The organism is Trinickia sp. Z7, from assembly GCF_056498045.1.
The window spans coordinates 152,526-171,144 of record NZ_JAUEQW010000008.1 but is presented as its reverse complement, the minus strand read 5'-3'; the positions used below and the strand labels follow the sequence as shown (position 1 = coordinate 171,144).

11 protein-coding genes are annotated in these 18,619 nt (G+C 65.2%); all 11 read left to right on the top strand.

The genetic code is table 11. The features are described from left to right. Window positions 1–89: 89 nt before the first annotated feature. The 11 genes from QQS38_RS15930 to QQS38_RS15880 all read left to right on the top strand — a co-directional run bounded on the left by QQS38_RS15930 (window position 90) and on the right by QQS38_RS15880 (window position 18,485). Entirely contained in the window at window positions 90–926 is an 837-nt protein-coding gene (locus tag QQS38_RS15930) for a helix-turn-helix domain-containing protein (protein ID WP_479646339.1), read from the top strand. Window positions 927–1,280: 354 nt separating this feature from the next. Continuing rightward, window positions 1,281–2,840 carry a methyl-accepting chemotaxis protein gene (locus QQS38_RS15925; protein WP_479646338.1) on the top strand — a complete coding sequence of 520 codons (1,560 nt, stop codon included), beginning with the start codon at window positions 1,281–1,283 and terminating at the stop codon, window positions 2,838–2,840. A gap of 80 nt (window positions 2,841–2,920) precedes the next feature. Next, window positions 2,921–4,015, top strand: coding sequence for a lactonase family protein (locus tag QQS38_RS15920; protein ID WP_479646337.1), 1,095 nt, complete (start codon window positions 2,921–2,923; stop codon window positions 4,013–4,015). 678 nt (window positions 4,016–4,693) lie between these two features. Beyond that, window positions 4,694–7,381 (top strand): bifunctional glycoside hydrolase/polysaccharide deacetylase family protein, encoded by a 2,688-nt coding sequence (locus QQS38_RS15915; RefSeq protein ID WP_479646336.1) that lies wholly within the window; start codon window positions 4,694–4,696, stop codon window positions 7,379–7,381. Beyond that, window positions 7,371–11,393 (top strand): tetratricopeptide repeat protein, encoded by a 4,023-nt coding sequence (locus QQS38_RS15910; protein ID WP_479646335.1) that lies wholly within the window; start codon window positions 7,371–7,373, stop codon window positions 11,391–11,393. Before QQS38_RS15915 ends, QQS38_RS15910 begins: the two co-directional genes overlap by 11 nt. Window positions 11,394–11,458: 65 nt before the next feature. Further along, entirely contained in the window at window positions 11,459–12,004 is a 546-nt protein-coding gene (locus tag QQS38_RS15905) for a penicillin-binding protein activator LpoB (RefSeq protein WP_479646334.1), read from the top strand. Between the two features lie 21 nt (window positions 12,005–12,025). Then, window positions 12,026–13,510 carry a PelD GGDEF domain-containing protein gene (locus QQS38_RS15900; protein ID WP_479646333.1) on the top strand — a complete coding sequence of 495 codons (1,485 nt, stop codon included), beginning with the start codon at window positions 12,026–12,028 and terminating at the stop codon, window positions 13,508–13,510. Further along, window positions 13,503–14,513: a hypothetical protein gene (locus QQS38_RS15895; protein WP_479646332.1), complete on the top strand. Its 1,011-nt coding sequence runs from the start codon at window positions 13,503–13,505 to the stop codon at window positions 14,511–14,513. Before QQS38_RS15900 ends, QQS38_RS15895 begins: the two co-directional genes overlap by 8 nt. Then, window positions 14,510–16,213 (top strand): GT4 family glycosyltransferase PelF, encoded by a 1,704-nt coding sequence (pelF, locus tag QQS38_RS15890; protein ID WP_479646331.1) that lies wholly within the window; start codon window positions 14,510–14,512, stop codon window positions 16,211–16,213. Before QQS38_RS15895 ends, pelF begins: the two co-directional genes overlap by 4 nt. Continuing rightward, window positions 16,213–17,583 (top strand): exopolysaccharide Pel transporter PelG, encoded by a 1,371-nt coding sequence (gene pelG / locus QQS38_RS15885; RefSeq protein WP_479646330.1) that lies wholly within the window; start codon window positions 16,213–16,215, stop codon window positions 17,581–17,583. Before pelF ends, pelG begins: the two co-directional genes overlap by 1 nt. Then, window positions 17,580–18,485 carry an endo alpha-1,4 polygalactosaminidase gene (locus QQS38_RS15880; protein ID WP_479646329.1) on the top strand — a complete coding sequence of 302 codons (906 nt, stop codon included), beginning with the start codon at window positions 17,580–17,582 and terminating at the stop codon, window positions 18,483–18,485. Before pelG ends, QQS38_RS15880 begins: the two co-directional genes overlap by 4 nt. Window positions 18,486–18,619 lie beyond the last annotated feature (134 nt).

Sequence of the window (18,619 nt, the reverse complement as noted above, 5' to 3'; positions counted from 1 at the left end):
CCCGATTCATGACAATGCGTACCAGCAGCGATAGAACGATTGGCGGCCCTGTTCGCCAAGCCTGGTTCTACGCGTCTTGGAGCATGGACATGGATACCACCGCATTTGCAGAAGTCGAACGTCTCACACCGCGCGCAGCGCACAAGCAAGTGGCTGGGGCATCCCCGATCGCATGGCTCAAGCCACAACGGGAAGTTAGCGCCAAGGCGGCAAGCGCTGCCGATCATCACGATTGCGCGAGTTGCGGCTCTCGCCGGTTTTGCCTGCCGGACGATTTCGATGTGGGCAATACGGCCGCGGTCAAGGGCGTGTTCGGCAACTATCGCAAGGTGAAGCAAGGCGAGGCGATTTTTCGCGCCGGCGAGCCGTTCCGGCATCTTTACGTTGCCAAAGTGGGGTCGTGCAAGACCTTTGCGATCGACAACGAAGGCCGCGAGCAGATCATCGGTTTCCAGATCGCTGGCGAATTCATGGGAATGGACGGCATCAGTACAGGGCATCACGTGTTGGACGCGATCGCGATGGAAGATAGCGTGATCTGCTACCTCCCGTTCAAGGAACTCGCCGCGGCCGGCGAAAACAACGTTGCCTTGCGCAACCATCTGCACAAACTCATGAGCCGAGAGCTGGTGCGCGAATCAGCGTTGTTGATGCTGATCGGACGAATGAATTCGATGGAGCGGCTCATTGCCTTCCTGCTCAACTTGTCCAAGCGCTATGCCCAGCGCGGCTATTCCTCGCAAGAGTTCAACCTGCGCATGACGCGCGACGAAATCGGGTCCCACTTGGGATTGACGCTCGAAACGGTCAGCCGTGGGCTGTCGAAGTTGGGATCGCTCGGGCTGATCAAGTGCTCGGGCAAGCGTGTGTCGATCACGGACCGAGCCGGGCTCGAAGAAATGAGCGGCCATCTCATTCCGCAGTGACGGAGAGCGCTGCGCCTGTGTGTCCTGCCTGTGCGTGCTGGCGAAGGGTGGACCCCAGGCGAGTTCGGCGCGGGCGGGCTTCTCCCTGCCACCAGCATCTATCTATCTGCCGCGACCGATGCTTTACGGGTGGCGGCCTTTCCGGTACGATTCTAGTTGTACGATGACAGATGACATGGCGCGTCCGCGGCAATGGACCACGCGGACCGAGCCGCGCTTGCGCGCCGACCTGCGAACGGGCCGTACCATGTGAGGCCGAGAGGGTCATGCTTCCCCGACACCTGTCAAGGCTCGAGAGAACGGACAAACCGCCGTTAACTTCGAGACGTACGATGACATCGGTGCTGGAAATCCATGAGAAACATAAAAGTTCGAACGAGCTTGCTGGCGGTGCTCGTGCTGTTTGCGGCGATGATCGTGATGGGCGGTGCGGCCGGGGTGCTCGCGCTGCATAGCGCCAATTCCAATGCGCAACGTTTGCACGAAATCGCGAGCCAGACGCGGCTCGTCAACGACGGCTACAAGGACAGCACCCGTACGCGGTCCGCGCTCGTGCGCGCCTATTCGGCGCTGAAAGAACATAACGACCCGGCGGCGCGCGACGCCGCACTGCAAAGCGCGAAGCGAACGTTCGACCTCTCGGCGAAGGAAACCTCGGCGTTTCAGGACGCGCCGCGCTTCGATGGGCTAGACGAAGCATTGAAGCAGGAACTCGTGAATGCGTCGACGCACCTGGCCGATTGCCTGCAGCGCGCGACCGATGCACTGCGCAGCGGCGATACTGCGGCCTATGCGACGATCAACGATCGGGACGTCACGCTGGCGGGGCAGGTCTACTCCGCGAACGTGGAGAAATTCCAGCGGCTCGCCAATCAACTCGATGAAACGACGCTCGACCAAGGCAACTCGCATTACGAGTGGATCGTCGTTTTGGTTTGCGCCGGCGTGGCGATCGCGCTGCTGGTGACGGTGGCGACGCATTTCGCGCTGCGGCGCGTGGTGACGCAGCCGCTCGCCGTAGCAGCCCAATGGCTCGATCGGATCGCGTCCAACGATCTCAGTGGACGGGTGCCCGAGGGCGGCCGCAACGAGATCGGGCAGTTGTTCGCGTCGATGAGCCGAATGCAGGCGGGCCTGCTGCGCACCGTCTCCAGCGTGCGCGCAAGCAGCGACGCGATTCATACGGCAGCCCGCGAAATCGCGGCGGGCAACCTCGATTTGTCCAGTCGGACGGAGCAGCAATCCGCTTCGCTTGAAGAAACGGCCGCCAGCATGGAAGAGCTGACCGCGACCGTCAAGCAAAACGCCGACAACGCGTCGGAAGCGTCGACGCTGGCCGACGGCGCGGCCGATCTCGCGCAGCGCGGCGGCGATGTGGTGGATCGCGCCGTGCAGATGATGGGCGTCATCAGCGCGAGCTCGAAAAAGATCGCGGACATCACCGGCATCATCGATAGCATCGCCTTTCAAACCAACATTCTTGCGCTGAACGCCGCCGTGGAATCGGCGCGCGCGGGCGAGCACGGGCGCGGCTTCGCCGTGGTGGCGGGCGAAGTGCGCACGTTGGCGCAACGCAGTGCGGGCGCAGCGCGCGAGATCAAGGCGCTGATAGGCGCTTCGATCGACGACGTCAAGAACGGCAACGAACTCGTCGGCAACGTGGGTCAGACGATGAGCGAGATCGTCCGCTCGATCCGCGGCGTGGCCGGCATCATGTCCGAAATCACGACGGCGACGGCAGAGCAGCGTATGGGCATCGAACACGTGGGGCAGGCGGTGAGCCAGATGGACCAAGTGACGCAACAGAACGCCGCGTTGGTCGAGCAGGCCGCTGCGGCCGCCCATGCGTTGGAGGAACAGGCGCAATCGATGCGGGAGGCGATGGCCGTGTTTCGCATCGATCGAGCGCGCTGACCGGTCCATCGAGTCGGCGCTCAGCCGCCGTTTGTGCGCGGAAGCTTTCCCTTTGAAACTCTAACGACGAGACAAGGATAATGGTCACAAAAACTGCGACTCGCGCCATCGCAGGCGCCGTCATGAGCTTGAGCCTCTCGGTCGCGGCGCACGCCGCAACGTTCGTGTACGTATCGAATGCGGATAGTCAAGACATTTCCGTGTTCCGCCTCGATCCATCGAACGGCGAGCTGGCGAGCGTGGAGACGGTCGCGGCGGGCGGCACGGCGATGCCCATGGCCCTTTCGCCGGATCATCGCCACTTGTATGCAGCGTTGCGCTCGAAGCCTTATCGCGTGGTGAGCTTCGCGGTCAATCCGATCGACGGCAGGTTGCTCGAACTCGGCAAAGCGCCGCTCGCCGAGAGCATGGCCTACCTATCGACCGATGCGAGCGGCCGGTATCTATTGTCCGCTTCGTACGGCGGCAACCTGCTGGCCGTCAATTGCATCGGCGCCGACGGCGTCGCGGGCGACGTGCTGCAGACGGTGTCGACCGGGCCGATGGCACATGCGATCAGAACCTCGGGGGACAACCGGTATGCGTTCGCTTCGGTGTTGGGATCCGATGCGTGGCTGCGCTTGAAGTTCGACGCGTCGACAGGAAACTTGACCAAAGAGGATGCGCCGGCCTACCAACTCCCGGAAAAATCGGGACCGCGGCATTTCGTCTTTTCGGCGGATCAACGTTTCGCGTATTTGATCGACGAACTGGATGGAAAGCTGCATGTGCTCTCGCTTCGCCATGACGGCCAAAGCGTTGAGCCCATTCAGGCGGTTTCGATTTTGCCGAAAGATTTTGGCGGTCAAAAGCCTTGGGGCGCCGATCTGCATTTGACGCCCGACGGAAGATTTCTTTACGCTTCGGAGCGCACTTCCAGCACGCTCGCCGCTTACCGCGTGAATCCATCCACCGGCAAGCTGACGCGAATGGGGACCTATGCGACGGAAAAACAGCCTCGCGGTTTCAATATCGATTCCTCCGGGCGGTACCTGCTCGCGGTTGGGCAGTTGTCGCCGACGATGACCGTCTATGCGATCGATCCGAAGAGCGGCGCGTTGCGTGAATCGGGCAAGTTTGCTGTCGGCAAGGGCGCCAACTGGGTCGAAACCGTGACCTACGAAGGGACGAACTGATCGGACCATCCTTGCCGCACCGGGCGCGATACGTTGCGCCTGAACCAAAGATCGATCCGCGAATGCCGCTCGCCGCCGAGCGTCATCGCGGGATAACCTGCCGGACTTCATGTCAGCGCGGGACCGTGTTGCCGTAGCCCTCGAGTATGCCTTTCACTCGAAGCGGCGTTCACTAGGCCGTAGTCCCCACGCAAAAAAGGCCAGGCCCGAATCTTGCGCGCCCCCCATTGAACCGACGAATGCCGATCTTCGGCATTTCGCCTAAGGCTTTGCCTGGTCGGAAACATCCAAGACGAAAATGGCAATTGAGGCTGACGTCGATAATTTATTTACAAGCTGCTTTCAAACGTTTGCGCGGCTTTGCAAACGTTTGTTTCCTCGATTCGGGCACAACCCGCGTCGGTTAAGCACGACGGCGGCGCTAGACTGTTGTTTCACCATTTCTAGATCCATGTTATTTTTGCGCCCGAAAAGGGGAGGTTGGGCAGCATTTTGTTCGTCCGACACTCGGTCCATGCCGAATAACTGGCGGCACGAAGATCGCCCCCTAAAAGCAGCGACATTCAAACGGGGAATGGTGTGATCAGTTTTGCCATTGATATCGCGCTCCGCGTGCGGTCGGCTCATCGCTGGCTCCGCAGTTGCCAAGCGCAGCGTCCGCTCGTGGTGGCGTTGTGCATGGCGTTGGGTGTTGCCGCGATCGTGCGTCCCGACGCTGCGAGCGCTGCGCCCGTCGCACGATCGCAAGACGCCGCGCGAAGCACGAGCGGCGTCGATGTCTCGAACGCCGCGTCCGCCGCGCACGTCAATCTCGCCGTCTACGAAGGCGACGATCCCCCGATGGACCTCCTGCAGGCGTTCGACGCAGTCGTCCTGGATCCCGCCCGCACCTTCGATCCCTCTTCGCGGCCGCTCCAGCACACGACGTATCTCGCACGCCTCGACGGCGCCGATACGCACGCGTCCTCCTTCATTGCCGACCAAATCGCGCCGCTGTGGCAGCGTGGCTTCCGCGGCTTCGTCGTCGATGCGAAAGGCGGCGAGGGTGCAATCGATGCGATCCGCGCAGCCTACCCGGAAGCGAAGGTCGTCGTTGAAGGCACTAATGCGCTGGACATCGCCCGCGCGCATCGCAACAACCTATATGCAGTGTTGGTGCAAGGGCTCTTCACCTCGATGCCGGGGAACGACGCCGATTCGTCGCCCGCTGCCTCCGCCGGTCTCGATGCCGTGCGCGCTTTCGTTCGCGACACACGCGTTCCCGTCGTCACCATCGAATACTGCGAGAAGACCGACCGCACTTGCGCGCGCAAGGCGGCGCACGACGCGATCGCCGCGGGGCTCGATGTGTATGCGACCGACCCGTCGCAGACGGTGGTCGGCATCGGCCGCATCGAAGTCATGCCGCGTAAAGTGCTCGTCGTGCAAGACCGCGAGGCGAGCATGCCGGTGGATCTCACGCCCGGCGTGCGCTTGCTCGCGACGCCGCTCAACTACCTCGGGTACGACATTCAATACGTCGATGCGACGAGCGCCTTGCCCGCCAACGTGACGCCCGACCGCTATGCGGGCGTCGTCGCGTGGATCCAGCGCGGCGACGTGGCCGATCAAACGGCGTGGCGCCGCTGGGTTCGCCGCGTCGTCGCCGCGCAGGTACCGATCGCGTTCATCGGGCAGTTCGGCTTCGCGGCCGATAGCGACGAGTTGCCCGGGCTGCGGCGTGTGAGCGGGACGCTCGCGCGGCCGATATCGATCGTCGCGCACGACCCGATGGTCGGCTTCGAGACGATGCCGCCCCCCGATATGCGCGACCTGCCGCGCGTTCGGGTGGAGGGCGCCGGCCGCTCGCTGCTCGGTATCGACGCCGCCGGCACGCGCGTCGATGCGGGTGGCGTGATGCCCTGGGGCGGTTTCGCGCTCAATCAATATTCGGAACTGTCGCTCGACGCGATCGAGCAAGAGCGGTGGGTCATTCAGCCGATCGATTTCCTGAAGGCGGCGCTGCGGTTGCCGGCGCTGCCGGGGCCCAGCGTGACGACCGAGAACGGGCGACGCTTGCTGATGTCGCATGTCGACGGTGACGGCTTTGCGTCCCACGTCGAATTCCCGGGGCCGGACTACGCAGGGCAGGCGCTGTACGATCGCATCTGGACCAGATATCCGATTCCCGTCACGCTCTCGGTCATCGAGGGCGAGGTGGGCCCGGCAGGCCTCTATCCGAAGCTTTCGCCCCGCCTCGAGCAGATCGCGCGCAAGATGTTTGCGTTGCCGTACGTGGAGATGGGCACGCACACGTATTCGCATCCGTTCATCTGGGAAGAGGTCGACACCAAAAGCGGCGCCCGCACCGATCGCGGCGGCACCGATGCGGCGTTCTCGTTGAATATTCCCGGTTATAAATTCAACCTCGACCGCGAGATCTCCGGCTCCATTCAATATATCGACAGCCGCCTCGCGCCGCCGGGCAAGCACGTCACCATCCTGCAGTGGTCGGGCGATTGCATGCCGCCCGCCGTGGCCGTGAGGCGGGCCTATGAGAGCGGCGTCTACAACATCAATGGCGGGGATACGGTTATCACGAAGACGCAGAACAGTTGGACCGCCATTGCGCCGATCGGTATCGACAAAGGCCCGGGCGCCTATCAAGTGTTCGCGCCGAATCAAGACGAGAACGTCTACACCAACGATTGGCAGGGTCCCTTTTACGGCTTCGAGCAGGTGCTGCAAACCTTCGCGATGACCGACGCGCCGTTGCGGTTCAAGCCGATCGACCTGTACTACCACATGTACAGCGGCACTAAAATCGCCTCGCTGACCGCGTTGGACCACATCCTGAAAGCCGTGTTGGCCCAGCCGGTGTTGCCCGTGCGCATCACCGACTATGTACGCAAGGTGCTGGATTGGCACACTTTCGCGGTGGCGCGCGAGGGCGATGCCTGGCTCGTGCGCGGCAACGGCTCCGTGCGCGAATTGCACTGGACCGGCAGCGAGGTGCCGCGGTTGTCCGACGCATCGGGGGTGACGGGCTACGCGCGCGGGCCGGACGGCATCTATGTGCATTTCGACGGCGGGGCGGCGCGTTTCGCGCTCGAATCGCCCTCGCAGACGCGCAATACGGCGCCTTATATCGCGCAAGCCAACGGCTTCGTGCAGGACTTCCAACGCGGCGCAAAGAGCCTGCGCTTCGCGTTCGGCGGGTATTACAAGCCGTTCGTCACGATCGCGAACGCCGCACAGTGCCGCGCGTCCAGCGCGGGCCGCGCGCTCGACGCGCGCCGCGACGGCGGCGCCCTGACGATCGCGCTGCCGGCCGTGCCGGGACAGCAAGTGGCCTATCAACCGATCCAAATCGACTGTGGCGAATAACCGACCCCGTATCGCGGCGCCGACCACGCTCGCGGGCCTAACGCTCGCGGTCGTCGCGGCGCTCGGCGCAATTTACCAAGGTGGCCGACTGCGCGAGCGCATCGTCGACGACCGCACGCCGAGCGAGCTCAACGTCGCGTACCTCGAGGCGTGGCTGCGCAGCGCGCCTTCCGATCCCGTATATCTTCGGGTGCTCGGCGAGCAATACGTGGCGCTGGGGCAGATCGATCATGCCGAGGCGATCGCAGCACGTCTGAGCGCGCTCGATGCGCCTGTCGCGCGTCGCAACGGCGAGCGTCTCGCGCTGCGCTGCGATATGCAGCGGGCGTTCGCGGCCACGCCGGGTTCGGCGGATCGCGAGGCGGGCCTCGCGCGCGCTCGAGAGCACCTGGCTGCCATGGCGGCCGAATCGTGGAGCGCCGACGATTTGCGCACGCTTGCCGGGCAGGCCCTGGCCGTGGGTGCGACGGACATTGCCGTGCGCTACGAAATGCAGCTCGTTCAGGCCGATCCCGATCGTCGCCTGTATTGGCAGCGGCGTGTGGCGCAACATCGGTTGGGGCTTGGCGACTATCGAGGCACGGCCCAGGCGTACTTCGCCGCGCAGGCGATGGATACCGACCGTGCGTCCGCGCGGCGCGATTTTCTTGCCGCCGTGCGGGCGTTGCAGTCTGGGAATCTGCTCGACGTGGCGTTGAGCGAGGGCGATGCCCATCTCGGCGCACTCGCCGACGATCGCGAATCGCTCGAGGCGATGCTCACGCTTGCCCGAGCCGCCCATCGCACCGATCTCGTGGAGCGCTATGGGCGCGCGTTGATGAAATTCGTCGTGCCGTCGGCGACGGGGGGCGCCACTAGCGAAACGAGAGGCGGCTTCTTGCCGGTATCGGCATCGCTGAAGGTAGAGCAAGCGCGTGGGGAGCGTGTCCGGCAGCAACCCGAGCGCGGTGTTTGGTTGCGGCTTGGGCAGGCCGAGGCAGAGCGCCTGCGGGCCGCCGGGGGGCCGTCGCGGTCGAGTCGTTTCGCTGCCGCCGCTTTCCCCGCTGCGGGGCGCGTGAGCGTGGTTCGCATCGCGACCGGCGCAGCCGTGCCCGCGTCGCAGCCCGCTGCGTCGCCGCAGTCGAGTGTCCATGCCGGGACAAACGCGAATGGCGCGCTGGCGCTCACGTTGTATCAATCTTTTCTCGAAGCGGGCGATCTCGCCAACGCCGAGCGAATCGCGGCGGAGGAAGTCAAACGCGCGCCCGATGCAGCAGCATGGCAGGCGCGGCTCGCCCAAGTCCAGGAGTGGCGCAACGAGCCGGCGGCTGCCCTGCAATCGTGGCTCGCCGCTGCAAAGGGGACGGGCGATGCGACGGCATGGCGCAACGTGCAGCGTCTTGCACCGATGCTGCATGACGACGAGCGTTATGTGCAAGCGCTCGCCCATGCTTCGAACGCCGCGCCGGACGACATGACGCTCGTCGACGGCGTGATCGCCGCCTATGAGCGGCTGGGGCGGCCCGACGATGCTCTGGCCTTCCTCGATGCCCGCGTGCACGGGCCGCAAGCCGAAGCGATCCGTAGTCGAATCGCCCTGCTGGCGCAGCGGGCCGGGCGCGACGATCTCGCGCTCGCGACCTACCGATCGCTGCAGCTTCAAGCACCGAGCAAGGTCGAATACGCGCTGCACGGCGCCAACTTGTTGTACGCGCACAATGATTTCGCGGGCGCGCTCGCGATGCTCAAGCGCTCCGCGCCCTATGCAACCGACGCCGATGTGCTGTTCTGGCGCACGTACGGCCAACTCGCCCAACGGTTGCAGGACGAGAAACAGACGCATCTCGCCTACCGCCATCTGCTTGCCGGCGGACAGGCCTCGCCCGAAGATCTGGCGGCCATGACGTTCTTCTACGATCCGCATCCGCTCGACGCGGCGCGCACGGCCGAGCGTCAATATCAGCGTACTGGCGAAATCCGCGCATTGCGCGATGCGATCGATTACTACCTCGCCGCGCACACGCGCGAGCGCGTCGCCGCACTGCTCGAAAGCTTGACGCCCGAACAGCGGGCAGCGGCCGAGCGCGACTCGGGGTTCCTTGCCGCGCGTGCGGAATACGAACGTCAATCGGGCAAGGTAGGCGATGCGCTCGACGATCTGCGGCGTGCGATCGCGCGGCCCGACTCGACGCCCGATACACGGGCCGCGTATCTGTGGATGCTCGTGGACCAGGGCAGCGAAGGCGAACTGCGCACGGTGCTGCAGCGGTGGCGGGCCGCCTCGCTCGAAAACGAATCGCTGTGGGGACCCTTCGCAGCTGCCGAGCTGCGGCTGAACCGGCCGGTCGCCGCCCTCGGTTATCTGCGCCGCCAGGCCGCGGCGCAGGCGCGCGACCCGCTGTGGCTGCTCACGTATGCCGACGCGCAAGAGATGGCGGGGCACCCCGGGCTTGCGTGGTCGATGCGCCGTGAGGTATGGCGTTCGCTGATGCGCGAAACCGAAGCTGCGCGCACCGCCAAACCCGGCCCGCGCGCGGGCGGCCCGGCATTGCGCTTGCCTGCGCGCGGCGATTGGGAGGCGAGCACTCAGTTGCAAGGGCGCCGAGCGATGCTCGCGCAGACGCTGACGAACGGCGACTTTGCGCGGCGCTTGCTCGATTCGTTGGCGGGACCGTCTGCGGATGCGCCTGCAGATTCCACGTCGGTGAGCTTGCTCGGCAATGCCAAGGGTCTCTCGCCGTTGCCGTCGTCGTCTACGCGCGGCGCACAATACCGGAGCCAACGCGAAGCGGTGGCCCGCGACGTCGCCGTGGCGTGGGCGGTTTCGCACGAGCGTTACGACGTCGCCAAGCGTTGGCTCGCGCGCCGCTACGCGCTGCGCTTGACCGGCTCGCAAGACGAGCAACTCGCCATTGCGCTCGCGAACGACGACGTACGCAAGATCGACGCGTTGCTCGACGATCGCACCGCGGTTCTGCCGCTCGCGAACCGGATCGACGGCGCGAACCGAGCCGACCGGCAGGGCCAGGCGCAAGCACTGGCGTTCGCCGGGCTGGACGGTGCGCCGGACGACGATATGCACCAGCGCCTCGTCGATACGTCGCTGTTCTGGAATCAGTCGATCGACGCGTCGGTCGACAATTACGTCGAGCATCCGCTCGATTACGTTCAGCAAACGCTGGGCGGCAGCCTCAAGCTGTCGGACCACTACATGATCGGCATGCGTGCCTATCAGCGCGAGCAGCGTTCGGCGGATACCACGCAGCTCGTCGGCGTCGATCCGCTCGACCGCGCGGCCGAATTCTATGCGCGCCGCCTCACGCACGATATGCGCACCGAGATCGGCTTCGGGCGACGCACGGCGCTGGACTCGTTCTACACGTTTCGCGCGGAAGCGACGGTCGGGACCAATTCGCCGCTTTCGTTCAACGCGTCGGTCGCGCGCAACGCCGAGGCCACCGAACTGCAAACGCTGCAGGTGGGCGGCATGAAAGACAAGGCGATGGGCGGGTTCACCTGGCAAATGACGCCGCGCTGGTCGCTCAGCGGTTCGATCGAGGCCGACCGGTTCTACAGTCAAGCGCGTACGTTCGTCGGCAGCGGCGCCGTGCAACAGGCGGAGATCGACTACAAGATCCGTACCGAGTACCCCGACTACACGGTGCGCTTCGTGGGCGCGCACGGGCAGTACAACGACAGCGGCCAGTCCGACGCGTTGCTCGCGCGCCTGTTGCCGGCCGACGCGGGGCCGGCGACGGCCGCGACCTTCACGCCGAACAGCTATACGGAGTTCGGTGCGTACATCGGCTTCGGCAACGATCTCGTCGATCGCTATACGCACGCGTGGCGGCCGTACCTGGACGTCGGGACCGTGCACGACACCGTGCAGGGGTGGGGTATCGATGCGAACGTCGGGATTGCCGGCTCGGTATTCGGCGGGGATCAGGCGGCGCTGTACTTCCGGCATCAGCGCGTGGCGCAGACGGGGTCGGCTGTCACCGTGATCGGCGCGCGGTATCGCTGGCTATATTGAACTCAAGCGCGGCGCAAGCTAGCGCGCCGCTTGCGGAAATCCACAAACGAAGAGGAAGAACGGACATGACTACAATCGAGCGTATCTCCAGGGCTATGGGCCTGCTGCTCACCGTCGCCTGCGGGCTCATCGTCAGCGCATGCGCAAGCGTCGAATCGACACCGGCGCCCGCGCTGGCCGATAGCGGCGCCATCGCCGTGCTGCCGCTCGCGAACTTCACCGAGACGCCCGACGCCGGCCGCGCCGCTCAAGCGATCGCTGCGAACACGCTGCGCACGGCCGGCGTTGCGCAGGTCGACACGATGCTCGCCACCGATAGCGGCGATGCGCTCGATCCGACCGCGCAGCCGAACCTGGAGCGGGGTCTGGACTGGGCGCGCACGCAGCATGCGAAGTATGTCTTGACCGGCGCCGTCGAAGAATGGCGCTATAAGGTCGGCGTCGATGGCGAACCGGTCGTGTCGATGACGTTCGAACTGCGCGAATTGCCCGCGGGCAAGGTCGTATGGAGCGCAGTCGGCACGCGCAGCGGCTTTAGCCGCTCGTCGCTCGGCGGCGTCGCACAGAAGCTCGCCCAGAAATTGCTTGCTCCGCTGGCCGTGCATCGGTAAGCGGAACGTATCGAGGACACGATGAACGCCCCAACCGTTGCCGAGCGCAATAGCACCGCCCCCGCGGGCGGCCGCCCGCGCGATCTGTTTAAAACGCCGACGACCGGCGCGGGCCGCCTGCGACGCTTCCTCGCACCCCTCGCGCGGCCCGCTTACGCGTGGGCCGAGGCGGCCGGATTCACGATCGCCGTGCTCGCGCTCGCGTGGTTCCTCGATCGCACCGACCCTTTGGTGATCGCCAAAGGCTTCCCATGGCTGTGGCTCGTGCCGATGATCATCTCGCTGCGTTACGGCGTCGTGCTCGGCGTCGGCTCGGGGTTGGTGTTCGCCGCATCCTGGCCCTTGACCTATCCGGCAGGCACGCCCTGGCCAGCGCCGTTTTTCGTCGGGGGCTTCGTGCTCACGATCGTCGCGGGGCATTTCGCCGATACTTGGAATCGGCGCAGCGACCGCGCAAGCGCAGTCAACGACTATTTGAACGAGCGCCTGTCAGCGCTGACCGACAACCACTATTTGCTGCGGTTGTCGCACGAGCGGCTCGAGAACGACTTGCTCACGCGGCCCACGACGTTGCGCGACTCGATCGCCGCGTTGCGCATGATCGCGGCAGCGCAAGGCTCGGCGGACGTGGATGCGGACGCCAATGAGCGCGCGCACGCGTCCGCCGGTGTCGACCGGAGCGCACCGAGGCCGGTTTCGGTAGCCGACGAAACGCTGCCCGGCGCTGCGGCGCTGATGGAATTCGTGGCGCGCGCCTGTCAGATCGAAGTGGCCGCGCTCTACGCCGTGCATAACGGCGCCCCGGCCCGCAGCGCGGCCACGGCGGTAGGCGAGGCTTTCGATTTCGATCCCGCCGATCCGCTCGTCGAACTCGCGCTCGCGACGGGCAAGCTTGCGCACCTGAAGTCGGAAGGCATGCTCACGAGCGGGAGCCAGTATCTCGTCTGCGCGCCGCTGTTGTCGGCCGACGATCGCATGCTCGGGTTGCTCGTCGTCAAGCGGATGGCGTTCCTGTCGCTGAACAACGACAACCTCCAGCTTCTGCTCGTGCTGCTCGGCTATTACGGCGACGGTGTCGAGCACGGCCGCGCCATGCACGCGATGCTCGTCGCGATACCGGATTGCCCGCGGCAGTTCGCGCTCGAATACGCGCGGCTCGTGCGGCTGCATCGGCGCAGCGGCATCCAATCGTCGATCGTCGCGCTGTCGTTTCCGCGTAGCGAGGAGCACGATTCGCTCTTCGAGCACGTCTTGCGTCGCGGCCGCTCGCTCGATTTCGCATGGCCGCGGCAGACGCCCCATCGCTCCGTGCTGGTCAATCTGATGCCGCTCGCCGATCCGGCAGGGGTCGCTGGCTATCTCGCGCGGGTGGAGGGCAATCTGCGCAATCAGTTCGACACCGACTTCGACGGCGCGCGCATCGGCGTGCATACGCTGCATGTGACGAGCGAATCGAACGAGATGAATGTGGCCGAACTGCTCGATCGGGTAGCCGGCAATGTTTGAGGTGCTCGCGCTCGTCGTCGCGGTCCCCGTCGCCGTGCTGTGTCAGGGCGTGGCGCTCCTTTACCTGTTGCACCCGTCGGCTACGACCGATCCTTTGGCGGCATTCCTCGGCGCTCAGGCGCTCGCCGCCGCCGGGCAGGCGGTCGTGTTCCGCCGCATGCTGCCCGCGGCACAGCGCTTCCCGCGTGGCGCCGTACTGGCGCAGTTGTGGTTGCTGTCGTTCCTGGCGCCGTGCGTGGGCGGCTTGCTGGAAGTGCTGGTGACCGCGTGCGGTGTCTGGCTGCCCTTACCCAGCAAGTCCCGTTCGATGACGACGCTGGGCCGGCCCGCGTTCGTTTCGCATTTGGTCTCGCGCGTGGCGCATGGCGGCGGCGCACGCGTGCAATCGCGCCTCGCGAACGCGAACGTCGCGACGCAAGACCGGCTCGCGGCGCTCGTCGCGATACAGCATTTGCCGACGCGCACCACCGGCGGGTTGCTGCGCGATCTGCTCGCCGATCCGGTCGACGATTTGCGGCTGCTCGCATACGGTCGTCTCGATCAAGCGGAAAACGAGATCGTCACGCGCATCTCCGATGGCCGCGAGGCGCTCGAGCAGGCGCAGGACGAGGACGAGATCCACATGCTGCATCATCGGTTGGCCGAACTGCATTTCGAACTCGTCTATCAACGATTGGCGCAAGGCGACGTGCATGCGCATACGATCGGCCAGGCCGAGGCGCACGTGCGCGCGGCGCTGGCCGTCGGCGAGGGTGAGCGCGACGCTGCGTTGTGGCTGCTGCTCGCCCGTCTAGCGCTTGCGCGCGGCGCATCCGAAGAGGCCGGCCCTTTCCTCGAGCGTGCGCGTGCGCTCGGCTTTCCGCGGGAGCGTTTGTTGCCTTGGCTCGCCGAAGTCGCCTTCCGGAAAGGACGCCATACGCAGGCGGCCGAGATTGTCGGCGAAATGGCGGCGCGCACCGGTGCGCCGGCGCTCCAACCCGTGGTCGAATACTGGACGAGATGAACACTTCGTTGAAACGGCATGCTGCCGAAGCCGACGTCTGCTTGCTGCTCGAGGGGACGTTCCCGTTCGTGCGCGGGGGCGTGTCGAGTTGGGTCAACGACATGATCCGCGCCTATCCGGACACCCGGTTCGGGATCGTCTTCATCGGCAGCCGTGCGCAGGATTACCCCACGGCCGTCTACCCGCTGCCCGATAACGTCGTGCATTTCGAGGCGCATTACTTGTACGAGGACGCGCCCGCGGACGCCGAACCCCGTCGCGCCCGCCATGGCGATCGCAATGCGTTCGCGTATTCGTCGAAGTTCCATGAGTTGCTGCGCGATGGGCGCCAGCACGCCGAAGTCGGCACGATGATGATCGATCTGATCGGTATGCTGTCCGACGGCGGCGCGCTCTCGGAAGAGCAATTTCTGTATAGCCGCGAAGCGTGGGACTACATCGAGGAACAGTATTCGAAGCGCTGCACGGATCCATCTTTCACGGATTATTTCTGGACCGTGCGCAACATGCATAAGCCGATCTGGCAATTGGCGCGAGTGGCGGAGCGCACGTTGCGCGCAAAGGTCTACCACACCGTGTCCACGGGTTACGCGGGCTATCTCGGTGCGCTGCTGCACTATCGAACGGGGCGGCCGCTGATCGTCAGCGAGCATGGCATCTACACGAAGGAGCGCAAGATCGATCTGCTGCAAAGCCGCTGGATTCGCGACAACCGTGGGTTGTTCGAGCGCGACGTGTCCGACGTCAGCTACTTTCGCGAACTCTGGGTGCGCTTCTTCGAAGCGCTGGGGCGCTTCGCTTACGACGCGGCCAGCGAGATCGTCGCTCTCTACGAAGGAAACCGGCTGCGCCAGGTTGCCGACGGCGCGCGCGCCGAACTCACGCGCACGATCCCGAACGGCATCGACGTCGACGGCTTGCGGCCGCTACTCGCGCGGCGCGACCCGGCTCGGCCGCGCCGGGTCGTCGCGCTGATCGGGCGCGTCGTGCCGATCAAGGACATCAAGACGTTCATTCGCGCGATCTTCGTTGCGACGCGGACGTTGCCCGACATCGAAGGCTGGATCGTCGGCCCCGAAGAAGAGGATCGCGACTACGCGCACGAGTGCCGTGCGCTGGCGGAAAGCTTGGGGCTCGAGCGCAACTTGAAGTTCTTCGGATTTCAGCGGATTGCCGATGTCTTGCCGCAAGTCGATCTCGTCGCGTTGAGTTCCATCAGCGAGGCGCTGCCGCTCGTCGTGCTCGAGGGCTTCGCGGCCGGCGTGCCCGCCGTGACGACCGATGTCGGCGCTTGCCGCGAACTGATCGAAGGGGCGCTGCCCGAAGACCGCGCCCTCGGCGTGGCCGGCGCGGTGGTGCCGATCGCCAATCCGGCCGCGTTTGCCGAGGCGGCCATCGCGCTCTTGACCGATGAGGCGCGCTGGGACACCGCGCAACGCGCGGGTCTCGCGCGGGCGCAGCGCTATTACACACGGCCGCAAATGATCGAGCGCTACCGCGGGATATACCAGCGGGCGGCGGCGCAGCCCGACGCCGCGCCGCGCGAATCGCGCGGCGGGGGGGGCGCAGCCCTCGGGTGTCCGATGCACGCGGCGAACGGCGGCGCAAGCGCAAGCACCGCGCCTTCCGGCGCGCGACCCACCACGCAGCCGGCCACCGTGTTCGGTGCGCTGCGCGACGTCCTGAACCGGAGGCGATGATGGCGGGAATCGGATTCGAACTACGCAAGTTGATGCATCGCAACACCCTGAGCGGTGTCGCGCGCGCGTACCTGTATGCGGGGCTCATCAGCTCCGGGCCGATGATCCTCTCTTGCTTCGGCATCTTGATCATCGGCGTGCTGAGCTTGACGGTCGTGGTCCCGACCGTGCTGATCACGCAATTCCAGGTCTCCGTCACCTACATGATTGCGTGCAGCCTCATCGTCACGGGGCCGCTGCAACTCGCCTTCACGCGCTTCGTGTCGGACCGGCTGTTCGAGGAACGTGATGATCTCGTCATATCGAACTACCGCGCCGTGCAGCTCGCGTGCACGGTGGCGTCGGGCCTGATCGCGGTCGTGGCCATGGGTTTCGGCTTTCGCGCCGAGCCGCTCGGCTACCGTATCTTGATGATCGCGGGCTTCGTGATTGCGAGCAATATTTGGATCGCGGTGATCTTTCTGTCGAGCGTCAAGCAGTACCGGCAGATCCTGCTTTCGTTTGCGATCGGCTATGGCTTCGTGGTCGGACTGACGCTTTCGCTGAATCGTCATGGCATCACCGGGCTGCTCGGCGGGTTCGTCGCCGGGCACGCGATCCTGTTCGCGCTGCTCTCGGGCATCGTTCATCGCCATTTCCACAGCCCGCGGTTCATGTCGTTCGAAGTGTTCGACCGCAAGATGATGTACCCGAGCCTCGCGTGGGTTGGGCTGATGTTCAACCTTGGCGTGTGGGCCGACAAGTTCGTGTTCTGGTACGTGCCCGAGACGGGAACGCGCGTCATCGGCTGGTTTCATGCGTCGCTGATCTACGATATCCCCGTGTTTCTCGCGTATGTCTGCGTGATGCCCGCCATGGCAGCGTTCCTGGTACGAATCGAGGCCGATTTCGTCGAATACTACGACGCCTTTTACGATGCCGTGCGCACCGGCGCGACGCTGCAGCGTATTCACGCCATGCGCGACATGATGGTGGGCAGCGTTCGCGCGGGGCTTTACGAAATCATCAAGGTGCAAGTCGTCACGTTGCTGTTGATGGTTGCGTTCGGCGCCGCGTTGCTCGGCGCGCTACGTATCTCGTCGCTGTATCTCCCGTTGCTGCTCGTCGATGTGATCGCGGCTAGCCTTCAGGTGTTGTTCCTGGGCCTCTTGAACGTGCTGTTCTACCTGGACGCACGCCGCGACGTGTTGCGGTTGACGGGGCTGTTCGTGCTGCTGAACACGGGCTTCACGCTGCTGTCGATCAAGATCGGTCCCGAGGCGTACGGGTACGGTTTTGCGGCGGCGCTCGTGGCGGTGACCGTTGTCGCCGTGCGCACGCTGGATCGCAAGTTCGCTTTTCTCGAGTACGAAACGTACATGCTCCAATGACCTCGCCGAAGGTGCCGCCATTGCGCCGGATCGCCCGCCTGCCTCGGGCGGTCCGCTCCGCGTTCGTCGCCTTGCTTGCGCTTACGCCGATCGCCTCCTTTGCCTGCATGCCCCGGCCGTCCGGCCCCAGCGTCGCGCTGTACTACGGAGAGGAACCTTCGGCGGATTGGTTCTCCGGCTATGACATCGCCGTGCTCGAGCCCGACAGCGGCTTCGAGCCGCGCGAGCACGCGAGCGCGCGCACGCAGTGGTTTGCCTACGCGAGCGTCGGCGAAGTGACGCCGCAGCGCGCTTACTATTCGGCGCTTCCAAGCGACTGGCTGCTCGGCAAGAACAAGGCTTGGGCCTCGCGCGTCGTGGATCAGGCCGCGCCGGGGTGGCCGGCCTTCTTCGTGCGCCACGTGATCGATCCGTTGTGGGCGCGCGGCTATCGCGGCTTCTTTCTCGATACGCTCGATTCCTACGAACTCGTCGCGAAGACGGACTCCGAGCGTGCGCGGCAGCGTGCCGGCCTCGAGCGCGTGATTCATGCGATCAAGGCGCGGCATCGTGGTGCGCGTTTGATCCTGAATCGCGGTTTCGAACTCTTGCCACAGGTCCATGACGAGGTCTACGCCGTTGCGTTCGAATCGCTTTTCAGCGGGTGGGATCAAGCGAAGGCCCGCTATGTCGAGGTGCCGCAGGCAGACCGCGATTGGCTGCTTTCGCAAGCGCAGATCGCTCGCGATCGATATGGCCTGCCGGTGATTTCGATCGACTATTGCGCGCCGGGCGATGACGCCTGCGCGCAATCGACAGCGGCGCGCATCGCGGCGCTCGGCATCGTGCCCTACGTCACCGATGGCGCGTTGCGCACCGTGCGGCCGGCCGAGGTGGCGCAGGCCCGTTGCGGCCGGCAGTAGAGGCACGAGAACACGGGCGCGCCGTCACGCGCATTCAGGCCCGCCTCGCGAGGCTGAAGAATCACCGCGCCTCCCGTAAGGGGTTTCCCTGAAGCGCGCGCAAGCTTGTTGACGGCCGATTTTGGAAGTCTCGG

What these genes read in the sequence shown, in the direction of transcription:
- QQS38_RS15920 (WP_479646337.1), top strand. Translation starts at nt 2,921, where the DNA reads ATGGTCACAAAAACTGCGACTCGCGCCATCGCAGGCGCCGTCATGAGC.
- pelF (WP_479646331.1), top strand. Translation starts at nt 14,510, where the DNA reads ATGAACACTTCGTTGAAACGGCATGCTGCCGAAGCCGACGTCTGCTTG.
- QQS38_RS15915 (WP_479646336.1), top strand. Translation starts at nt 4,694, where the DNA reads ATGGCGTTGGGTGTTGCCGCGATCGTGCGTCCCGACGCTGCGAGCGCT.
- QQS38_RS15905 (WP_479646334.1), top strand. Translation starts at nt 11,459, where the DNA reads ATGACTACAATCGAGCGTATCTCCAGGGCTATGGGCCTGCTGCTCACC.
- QQS38_RS15930 (WP_479646339.1), top strand. Translation starts at nt 90, where the DNA reads ATGGATACCACCGCATTTGCAGAAGTCGAACGTCTCACACCGCGCGCA.
- QQS38_RS15925 (WP_479646338.1), top strand. Translation starts at nt 1,281, where the DNA reads ATGAGAAACATAAAAGTTCGAACGAGCTTGCTGGCGGTGCTCGTGCTG.
- QQS38_RS15895 (WP_479646332.1), top strand. Translation starts at nt 13,503, where the DNA reads ATGTTTGAGGTGCTCGCGCTCGTCGTCGCGGTCCCCGTCGCCGTGCTG.
- QQS38_RS15880 (WP_479646329.1), top strand. Translation starts at nt 17,580, where the DNA reads ATGACCTCGCCGAAGGTGCCGCCATTGCGCCGGATCGCCCGCCTGCCT.
- QQS38_RS15900 (WP_479646333.1), top strand. Translation starts at nt 12,026, where the DNA reads ATGAACGCCCCAACCGTTGCCGAGCGCAATAGCACCGCCCCCGCGGGC.
- pelG (WP_479646330.1), top strand. Translation starts at nt 16,213, where the DNA reads ATGGCGGGAATCGGATTCGAACTACGCAAGTTGATGCATCGCAACACC.